The organism is Paraburkholderia sp. GAS42 (assembly GCF_050436565.1).
In the GTDB taxonomy this organism is placed as follows: domain Bacteria; phylum Pseudomonadota; class Gammaproteobacteria; order Burkholderiales; family Burkholderiaceae; genus Paraburkholderia.
Genome location: NZ_JBNDML010000041.1, coordinates 20,652 through 27,166 on the forward strand (window position 1 = coordinate 20,652; position 6,515 = coordinate 27,166).

General features: G+C 58.6%; 4 protein-coding genes and 1 pseudogene. 2 read left to right on the top strand and 3 right to left on the bottom strand.

What is annotated here, in order from left to right; genetic code table 11:
• Positions 1-38 precede the first annotated feature (38 nt).
• The 3 genes and pseudogenes from cphA to P3T16_RS33610 form a co-directional block, all read right to left on the bottom strand.
• Positions 39-2,828, bottom strand: coding sequence for a cyanophycin synthetase (gene cphA, locus P3T16_RS33600; RefSeq protein ID WP_429345490.1), 2,790 nt, complete (start codon positions 2,826-2,828; stop codon positions 39-41).
• Between the two features lie 583 nt (positions 2,829-3,411).
• A pseudogene (locus tag P3T16_RS33605) lies at positions 3,412-3,558 on the bottom strand (IS21-like element helper ATPase IstB); the annotation flags it as partial.
• A 469-nt stretch (positions 3,559-4,027) separates the two neighbouring features.
• Positions 4,028-4,195 (bottom strand): hypothetical protein, encoded by a 168-nt coding sequence (locus P3T16_RS33610; protein ID WP_429259061.1) that lies wholly within the window; start codon positions 4,193-4,195, stop codon positions 4,028-4,030.
• 572 nt (positions 4,196-4,767) lie between these two features.
• On the opposite strand from P3T16_RS33610, the gene P3T16_RS33615 reads away from it, so the two are divergent.
• Positions 4,768-4,989: a hypothetical protein gene (locus P3T16_RS33615; RefSeq protein WP_429345491.1), complete on the top strand. Its 222-nt coding sequence runs from the start codon at positions 4,768-4,770 to the stop codon at positions 4,987-4,989.
• Between the two features lie 627 nt (positions 4,990-5,616).
• Complete coding sequence (locus tag P3T16_RS33620; RefSeq protein ID WP_429345492.1) at positions 5,617-6,039, top strand: NUDIX domain-containing protein; 423 nt, start codon at positions 5,617-5,619, stop codon at positions 6,037-6,039.
• Positions 6,040-6,515: the final 476 nt, after the last annotated feature.

Below are 6,515 nucleotides of genomic sequence, written 5' to 3' on the forward strand. Positions count from 1 at the left end.
CCGCCTGGGACGTCGCCGTTACCACGGCGAAAACTCATTCAATCCTCGATCTCTCGCGCTAGCCGCACGCCGCGCTCGTCACGGATGATCTCCATGCTACTGTCCCATTCGAACCCGCCCAGATCGTCCAGACGGATCTTGACGGGCCCTGGTCTTCTCTCGGCCGCATGCCCTGCTTGCCCATTGGGCCTGAAGTGCACAATCTGCTCCCAGGCATGCGTGTAGTCTTCGCTCAACAGGAGGAGCAGATCGCCAGGGCCGGCCATCTCGAGCGCCGACTGATTCGCTGCCTGCTCATCGGCGATGACCTCGATCTGCTCTGCGCCGACCCCGTTCTCGCGCAGCGCGTAGCACAGCATTTCCGGCACTTCGAGGTGAGCCCGCCCACGCGAGTCGCAGTCCCGGTGGCAAATGTAATGTTCGAAGTGTCCGGCCGCAATACGCGCGATCTCCAGCACGTCCTCGTCACGGCGGTCGCCCGGGACCGTCAGCGAAATGATCTTCGCGCGCGCGGCGCCCAGCCGGTCGACAAGAGCGCACATGGTCTTCACGGCCGCCGGATTGTGCGCATAGTCCAGAATCACCCTGAACGGATGCTGATCATAGATGTTCATGCGGCCGGGGGTCTGCTGGAAAGTGTTTTCGAACGTGCGCAGGCCCAGGCGGATGCCCTCGAGATCGATCCCGAGACCGCGAGCGAGCGCCGCGGCGAACATCGCGTTCTGCACATTGTGCAAAGCGAGCCCTTGCACCGTGGCCGGAATCAGGTGCGTCCACAGCAACGGAAAACAGTGACCACAGTCCCTCAGGGTGATCATGTGGCCGTTTATCTCTTCCTCCAGAATGACCGCCACCCCACCCGCCCGTATATGCTCATTTACCAAGGGGTGGGCAGGGTTCATGGTCACGTAGCCCAGGCGGTTTGCGTGGCTATGATCCGCCATCTTCAGACATAAGGGATCGTCAGCGTTGACGACAGCCATGTCCTTCGCCACTTCGATGACGATGCGTTTGACCTCGGCCATCTGCTCCACGGTCTCGACCCCACGCAGACCCAGGTGATCGGCGGTCACGTTGAGGCAGCCCGCCACGTTGCACTCCGGATAGCCCAAACCACACCGCAGCAGGCCGCCCCGGGCCGTCTCCAGTACGGCGGCGTCGACAGCGGAATCCGCGAGAATTATGCGCGCGGATGTCGCCCCGGTCATGTCGCCTTCCACAGTCAGCCGTCCGTCGATGTAGACGCCATCGGTTGTACCCAGACCAACCGTGTAGCCCGCCAGTTTCATGATATGGGCCAGCATGCGCGACGTGGTGGTCTTGCCGTTGGTGCCGGTAATGCTTGCAATGGGGACGGTCGTTGGAGCACCGGGTGGAAACAGCATGTCGATGATGGGCCCGGCCACGTCCCTGGGCGTGCCGTCGCTCGGCGCCAGATGCATCCGTAGACCCGGGCAGGCATTCACCTCGCAAATGGCGCCGCCAGTCTCACGATACGACGCGGAGATATCAGTGGTGATGAAATCAACACCACCGACGTCCAGGCCAATGGCCCTGATCGCCCGGACGGCCATTGCCCGGTTGTCCGGGTGCACGTTATCGGTGACGTCGATGGCGGTGCCACCGGTGGAGAGGTTGGCGGTGGCACACAAATAGACGGTCTCGCCCGGCTTGGGTACCGTCCCGGGACTAAAACCCTCGTCATCCAGGAGGTGTTTTGCCGCGCCGTCGAGCTCTACGCGGGTGAGCACGTTTTCATGCCCCACACCCCGGCGTGGATCCTTATTCACCTCTTCCACCAACTCCTCTACGGTGTGAACCCCATCGCCCAACACATGAGCGGGGATGCGCCTGGCAACCGCCAGCAATTCGCCATTGACCACTAGCATGCGGTGATCGGACCCCGGGATATAGCTTTCGACGAGCACCCCCCTGCTGTACTCTTGCGCCCTCTCAAAGGCGAGTTCCACCTGCTCTGGCCTTGTAAGCTTGATTGATATGCCTTGCCCGTGATTGCTGTCCAAGGGCTTGACCACGACCGGGTAGCCGATGCGTTCGGCGCTATCGACGGCGTCGCCGGCGTTATAGACCTTTCGTTGCCGCGGCACCGGAAGGCCCGCGTCATGCAGGGTCCGATTGGTCTCCTCCTTGTCCGATGCCTGGTCTACGGCGATCTGACGCGTCTCGCTGGTGAGCGTCGCCTTGATCCGTTTCTGGAAACACCCGTAGCCGAGCAGTATCAGGCTCTCGCCGTTCAGGCGCGTACAAGGGATTGCGCGCTTCCCTGCGGCGCTCACCAACGCGGCAGTGCTTGGCCCCAGGTCGCGACTCCGCGCATAACGGATGAAATCATCCAGTTCATGCTCAAAGTCGAAATCTTGTTCAGGATTCTGCTCCGGCTTCAGTTCGTCAGGAAGAAGATGCTCGATCAAGGCAAGAGACAGGTTTCCGGCGCGCCGACCGACATCTTCATCATGGTACTCATAGACTACGTCGTAGTGTCCCCGCGGCCCGGCTGCACGCGTCTTGCCAAAGCTCACGTCCGAACCCGCGACCTTCTGCAGTTCGATGGCTACGTGTTCCATCACGTGACCCAGCCAGGTTCCCTCGCCTTCCCACATGCGTCGCACGAACCCGCCTGCGGTATTGTAGGAACAGCCATGCTGTTGAAGGCCGGGGAGATAGCCAAGCAGACGATCGATGAAGTCGTGGCCAAGCCGCATGGTTGGCCATTCCTCAAGCTTCCCCAGATCGACGGTGTACCGAATGACCGGGAAATGTGCATGAATATTAGGTCCTTGGTAAGCAACGATTGACTTGATTTCCATCGAATGACCTCCTGAAGTTCTGATCTCAGGTAAGCCGCAACCCCTTCGAGCCATCGTAGAGAGGCACAAACGGCATTCAAAATACGACGAATTGTCATAACAATCGCTGTCTGTCCCCTCATCTGTAGTTCTCTCGTGCAGAGGATTTTTAGCGAAGTGGAGGCGGCGCTCGGAGATGGCCGCAGACACGGCACGAAAGGCGCGTCCGTTTCGCAAAAAATTCTTTGGCTGGACTGCTCCGCCGGTGGTAACGGCTATGGGCATTGAATCAGTGGGGTAGCAACGGTTTTGCCGATGACGGCGTTGGCGGCATCACGTCCGTCGTACCGTCTTGCGCTTGAGGGCTGCGTACACCATCGTGTAGTGCAAACAGGTCGCGCCACGCGTGCATTGAGCCGCCATGGTCGGACAGCGGCCAAAGTTGTGCCGCAAATCTGCCACAAAGCGTCGAGTCAGGCGTGCAGAACTCCTCTACAAAAATAGAGGTAATTCCAGATAAAGCAACATCTCTTGGACAACGTCAAGCAGCACGGCCGGTCAGCGACAACTATTTTGGCCGGTCAACGGGTGTAGTTGTCGCTGGCTAATTCATAGTTGTCGCGCCTCCATCGTAATCGTCGTCGGGTAATTGTCGTCGGCGCGCGCTCTGCTTGTCGCTGGCCTTTCGACGGCGATAGCTTTCGACGTTGAGCTCGAAGATCGTCGAGTGATGGACGAGCCGGTCGATGGCCGTGCATTGAAGGGAAAGTAGCAGCAGTACGGAAGTAAAATTAGAAGCGGCTCTGCGGAGTGCGACCGGCTGCTCATGCCGGATGTCACACAAAGTGAGATCTGCGTCGGGTAAGTAAAAAACTGCTGACATGCTTCCTGCGAGGACGCGCCCGCCCGCGACTGTCGCTGGCCGACCCAACTCAGCTGTTGACCGATAGCGATCGAGGGACGCGTCCAGGCTCGGAAAGAGGCATTGGTTTTAGAGACGGACTAACCTACTTTCAATCTTGCGGCCAGTTCGCGAAGTCCCTGCCCGACCGCGCCATATCGCCCGGCGTTACCTTTGGTCGCCATCCGACCTCTGCTTTCAGGCGTGGAGCGATTTCTTACGCCGTACCCGTCGGCAACCCAATTCGATGTTTTCCAACCCGAGCGACTATGTTTCGTAACTCAAGTCGCCTGTGTCACGGACACCATACTGGATCGAATTATTCTCGGGGTCGTCGCTCACCAGCTTCCCGATTCTCTGTTACGGCTCGGCGAACGGCTTCCAAAAGGTCGAGGCGCGCCTCGGGGTCGGGGACTTCGATCAGCTTGCGCGGAGCCTTGGCGTGGGGCTTCAGTGTCACACCGTAAAGTTTTTTCGGCGCAGTCATAGTTCGTCTCCGGCTTCGATCACACCTAATTCGGACGGCAGGCTCGGTCTTGCTTCTGGTTTCCGAAAATCAGGCTTTCGGAACTTTACTGAGTTGGGAACTATGGACTCCGTGCGTCGTACGTCTCCAGGCTTCGTCGGCACGTTGCTGGGCTGATTTCACGGTATATGCGACCCCTTGCTTGCCCTTCGGACCTGGCGAAAACGCCGAAGTCAGACCGGAAAATGTCCGGCGGACGGTCTTGGTGACCATGGCGCGCTCCGCGTTTGTGTCGGAATCGTAAGTCTAGGTCTTTACGTGCAACCTCCGATACTGTACGTTTACACAGTAATTTGGTGAGCCCGCCATGGACACTAGAAGATGCCTCGAGCGAAGCCGTGCCCCTACCATCACGCCGCGCCAGGGGAGCCAGCGCCAATCCACTACGCCCTTAAGAGGGTGCTAATGGGAATCAGGGAAGCTCGCCGGATTACCCGCAGCCTTCGGCATCAGCAACGAGTGCCAAGGCGCACCGGAGTCGCTGGAGCGAGTCCAGTACGAACAGGATGCGTTCGTCCGTCAGGAGGATTGAAATGACAGATGACCTGCGGCGACAACTCTGCGAAGTTGAGCAAGCCTTGGTGGCGCTTGAGGGCGTGATTGCAGTGCGAAGGGAGTACATCTCGCTGCTTCAGCGTTTGGGAACTCTCGACAAGGAGCTGGCGTCTCTCGACGCGCTTATGACCGCCTGGTCACGTCTGCAGTCGCAGCGAGACTGCCTCGCCTTGGCTATCGCCAGCGGGGCCAGTGACTAGCGTTGGGGAATGTCCAGGTCGCATGTCGATTAATATCGATTGCGGTTGGGCGCAAGGTGATGGCATACGCGCCCCAGGGCGCTCGACAGTCGAGACGCGCAGATCGGTGGCCCTCCACGGCGTTGAAGGAGCAACCGGATCTCATGACTGTTAGCGTGACGCGCTCGGCGGCAAAATCAACGCGCTCCGGCATACCTGGTAGTGCCACTTAATCGGCAACATCCATAGTGCTGGCAGGCGATCTACCGACGTTTGTGGAAGAGTTCGCGCCCCGCGTAGACGGCAGAAAACAGGCCGACGATGACGGCCGCTACAGCCAACGATTCATCTTGTCGTCCGGAGGGGGCCAACGACGTCGCATAAAACCAGAGACCCATTCCGACCGCCGTCATGAACACGCCAAAGACAAGCCCCCATACCGGCCCCGCCGTATCGGGACCTCCTAATCTGTGAGACATTTTCATCGCTATACTCCCCGTCCCGCAACGACATTTGCTGATTGCCGCAGCCTGCGAGTTCCGCATTGGCAAGATTTTACGGTAGCGTACGCGGCCAAAAAGACGTCATCAACAAGCTAAATTACGATTGAGGTCCTTTAGAGTCTTGCGAACAAACGGACAGACATCCATGAAAGAGAGGGCAACCGTTTTGTGTGTCCGGGACAACCGTATCTTGCTGGTTGCCAGGTTGAGATCGCGATGGGCGCTTCCGGGCGGCCGAATCCGTCGAGGGGAAGCGCCTCACGAAGCCGCACTGCGTGAACTGGAGGAGGAAACGACACTCACTGCGACCGAACAGACTTACCTTTTTCAGTTCAGCAGATTCAACACGCTGCACTATGTATTTTTCGCCGAGGTGGCGTATCAATCGATCGCGCAGCCGAGCAACGAAATCACTAGATGCAAATGGTTCGCGCCCGTCAAGATCGGGACGCTTTCCACGAGTGTACCGACCCGGGGAATCGTTGAGCTTTTCTTCAGACACGTGGCCGCTGTCGAACACGGCGGCTTGCGGCGGATGCCGGAGCAAGTCATAGATGTGGCGCCATGAACTGCACATATCAATATCAAGGATTCGAAATCGAAGTGGCCCTTGAGGCAGACTTCAATTGGAGGGGCGGCCCCACCGCTACGGGAGAAGTTGGATATCTCGCGGTGGTGAGGATCTGCAAGGCTGGCGCCGCAGTAGCCGTTTTCTCCCCCCCGCGTTTTGGCGAATCACAAGGCAAGCCATTTCTCAGTGAAGCAGATGCGCTCATGGGCGGTTATAGCGCGGGTCGGCGGATCGTCGATGATCTGTTCCATTCATAGTCAGCCGATCAGCGGACAAAACGAATCAGAGCCTCGGGTGTTTGAATCAAATGTTTGTTCAACGTCGAATGACTGAAGTGAGCCTATGACCTGCCGTTTTGGTACTCGCGACTGTCGGTTCATGGCCGAGGGTGTGTGAAAACACACTGATCGCCTACACTGAATCAACGCACTGAGATCGGGTGACTCATGAAGCGATTCGTTGAAGGCGATGAC

What these genes read in the sequence shown, in the direction of transcription:
- P3T16_RS33620 (WP_429345492.1), top strand. Translation starts at nt 5,617, where the DNA reads ATGAAAGAGAGGGCAACCGTTTTGTGTGTCCGGGACAACCGTATCTTG.
- P3T16_RS33615 (WP_429345491.1), top strand. Translation starts at nt 4,768, where the DNA reads ATGACAGATGACCTGCGGCGACAACTCTGCGAAGTTGAGCAAGCCTTG.
- P3T16_RS33610 (WP_429259061.1), bottom strand. Translation starts at nt 4,195, where the DNA reads ATGACTGCGCCGAAAAAACTTTACGGTGTGACACTGAAGCCCCACGCC.
- cphA (WP_429345490.1), bottom strand. Translation starts at nt 2,828, where the DNA reads ATGGAAATCAAGTCAATCGTTGCTTACCAAGGACCTAATATTCATGCA.